Annotated in this window: 2 protein-coding genes; both read left to right on the forward strand. The window is 32.7% G+C overall.

Going from position 1 to position 2,704, the window contains the following annotated elements; genetic code table 11:
* Positions 1–273: 273 nt before the first annotated feature.
* Entirely contained in the window at positions 274–1,098 is an 825-nt protein-coding gene (locus U9P79_00845) for a PHP domain-containing protein (GenBank protein MEA2103178.1), read from the forward strand.
* Between the two features lie 110 nt (positions 1,099–1,208).
* On the forward strand, positions 1,209–2,006 hold the full coding sequence (gene pyrF, locus U9P79_00850; protein MEA2103179.1) for an orotidine-5'-phosphate decarboxylase: 798 nt from the start codon (positions 1,209–1,211) through the stop codon (positions 2,004–2,006).
* Positions 2,007–2,704: the final 698 nt, after the last annotated feature.

The raw sequence follows: 2,704 nt of genomic DNA on the forward strand, positions 1-2,704 counted from the left end.
ATACACTCGCCGCGGTGGGATTGATATAAATCCCATTAGGATGTACTCTAAGGATGTAAATGCTGAAAAAAGAATTCCAAAAATCTTTGAAGATATTTTATATTCAAGAGATTTTCGGCAATAGAATAAATAACCTGCTTTATGTAAACGGAGATTAGCCACAAAATCACACAAAAAAGCACAAAAAAATATATTGTATAGGATTAAATATCTAAAGATATTTTGTGGATTTTTGTGTGATTTTGTGGCTGAATAATAAAAAGATGGGATATTATGAAATTAGATTTACATACTCACACCACTGTTTCAGATGGCTCCGATTCACCAACAGATGTGATAAAAAAAGCCAGAAAGAAAGATTTACAAATTCTCTCAATAACCGATCATGACACAATCGGCGCATTAGATGAAATAAAATCAATACCAAACAAAATGAAATTTATCACTGGCGTTGAAATAAGTGCAGAATTTCCCAAAACGCTGCATATTTTGGGTTACAATTTCGATTCAAGCGACAAAGCATTACGTGAAACATTGAATTCATTGCAGAATTTTCGAAAAAATCGAAACATAAAAATGATGGAAAATATGGAAAAAATGGGAATTTTTATTTCATGGGCGGAATTAAAGGAAGAGGCAAAAGGTGAAATTATCGGACGTCCACATTTTGCAAATATTTTATACAAAAAAGGTTATGTAGATTCCTATCAGCAAGCCTTTGATAAATATTTGAAGCAGGGAGCACCGCTTTATCTAAACAAAAAAAGATTGTTTCCTAAAAAGGCAATTGAATTAATTTTAAATGCCGGCGGTGTTCCAGTCATCGCTCACCCTTATCAAACCAAACTCAACGACGAAGAATTGAGAGAATTGATAAAAAAATTGGCTGATTATGGCTTGCAGGGAATTGAAGCATTTTATTCTTTACATACTAAAAAGCAAATAGAATTGTATCTCGGATTTGCCAAAGAATTCAATCTCGTTATAACAGCAGGATCGGATTACCACGGAACAAACAAACCGAATATCAGTTTGGGAATGGAAGTAGAACAGAAATATATAAATCCATTTTTTGAACGGGCTGGGATTTTACTTTAGCCACGAATTCACGAATGAAGCATTTTTGCATTCCTGCCGAAAAAAGAAAATCCACTAATTAACGAATAAAAAACATTTGATCATTCGTGGATAAAATATGAAAGGTACTTATGAAATTTATTGAAAAATTAAATGCCATATCAAAAAAAAACAGTTCATTAGTTTGTGTCGGATTAGATAGCGATTTTTCGCGAATACCCCAATTCATCAAGGATAAATATGAAAATCCGATTTGGGAATTTAACAAAAGAATAATTGATGCTACAAAAGATCAGGTTGCTGCCTACAAGCCAAACTTTGCCTTTTATGTTTCGCAGGGTGAAATGGGACTCACGGCTCTTCGCAAAACCATTTCCCATATTCCCGCTGAAATCCCCATAATTCTTGATGTAAAAGTCGGTGATATCGGGAACACTATGGAAATGTATGGCAAATCATATTTTGAAACTTATGAAGTGGATGCAATTACAGCGAATCCTCTCATGGGATTTGACGTCGTTAATGCTTTACAAAAATTTCGGGATAAATATATATTTTTGCTCATTTTAACTTCCAATAAATCCAACACTGATTTTCTAAATGATGAAGATGAACTCTTCAAAAAAATTTGCGAAAAAATAAACCAATGGGGAATGGATAACATCGGCGGTGTGATTGGTGCAACGAATGAAAATGAAATACAAGAGATAAGAAATTTATTACCTCAATCCGTCTTCCTAATTCCAGGTATTGGAGCACAAGGCGGGGATATTGGAAATGTGATGAAAAACGCAGTGGCAAAAAACTTTCCGGGAATAGTGATAAATTCTTCTCGCTCCATTATTTTTGCCGACAGTGGAAAAGATTTTGCAGAAGCAGCTCGAGAAGCTACAATAAAGTTGAAAGGGGAAATTAATAAATATTTATGAATTCACGTATGCCATTTTGTTTTTACTATATGGTTCGAGACGACTCAATGACCACAAAGTTTCGTAACATTCTCTACTGCAACAGATTTTTGAAAATTAATAAGAAGATTGAAACCACAAATTTCACAGATTGCCACGAATGAAAAGATGAGGATTAATTGAAACAGAATTAAAAAAATTTTACAAAATATTTAGTGAAATTCGTCTAATCCGTGGTTTTAAAGGTTATACGAGTATTTATGCTTCTGTGTAAATTGACAGAATTAATACAAATTCTGTCAGTTGATTGACCGAATTTTGATTGATTTTAACCTCAGGAGAACCTTTCGAAACCTTCAGGTGTGTTTCAGATTATCTTGAAAATTGGTTGGGAGAATATTTCCTTAAATTTGAGAAAATAGCTGTAATTCACGAAGGTAATTTGAGCGGAAAGGGAGCTATTTTGAACAAAAAGAGAATTTTACGAAAAGCGGTAAAACTGGGAGAATCTTTGTAGATTGTTTTTGGTTCAAGAATAAATATTTTTTTTAATCCAATAGAATACTGAATAAATACCAAATAATTTCAACGATTTTCTAATTTCAGAAAAACAATTTGACATTTTCAACTTCTAATTTATTATGTTAGTATTCATTAACTTTTTGGAGTAAATATGGAATTTAGCGAAAGGCAGAAGCAGATTATTAATGTCGCAATAA

The sequence above is a fragment of the Candidatus Cloacimonadota bacterium genome (assembly GCA_034661015.1).
Lineage (GTDB): Bacteria > Cloacimonadota > Cloacimonadia > JGIOTU-2 > JGIOTU-2 > JAYEKN01.

What these genes read in the sequence shown, in the direction of transcription:
- U9P79_00845 (MEA2103178.1), top strand. Translation starts at nt 274, where the DNA reads ATGAAATTAGATTTACATACTCACACCACTGTTTCAGATGGCTCCGAT.
- pyrF (MEA2103179.1), top strand. Translation starts at nt 1,209, where the DNA reads ATGAAATTTATTGAAAAATTAAATGCCATATCAAAAAAAAACAGTTCA.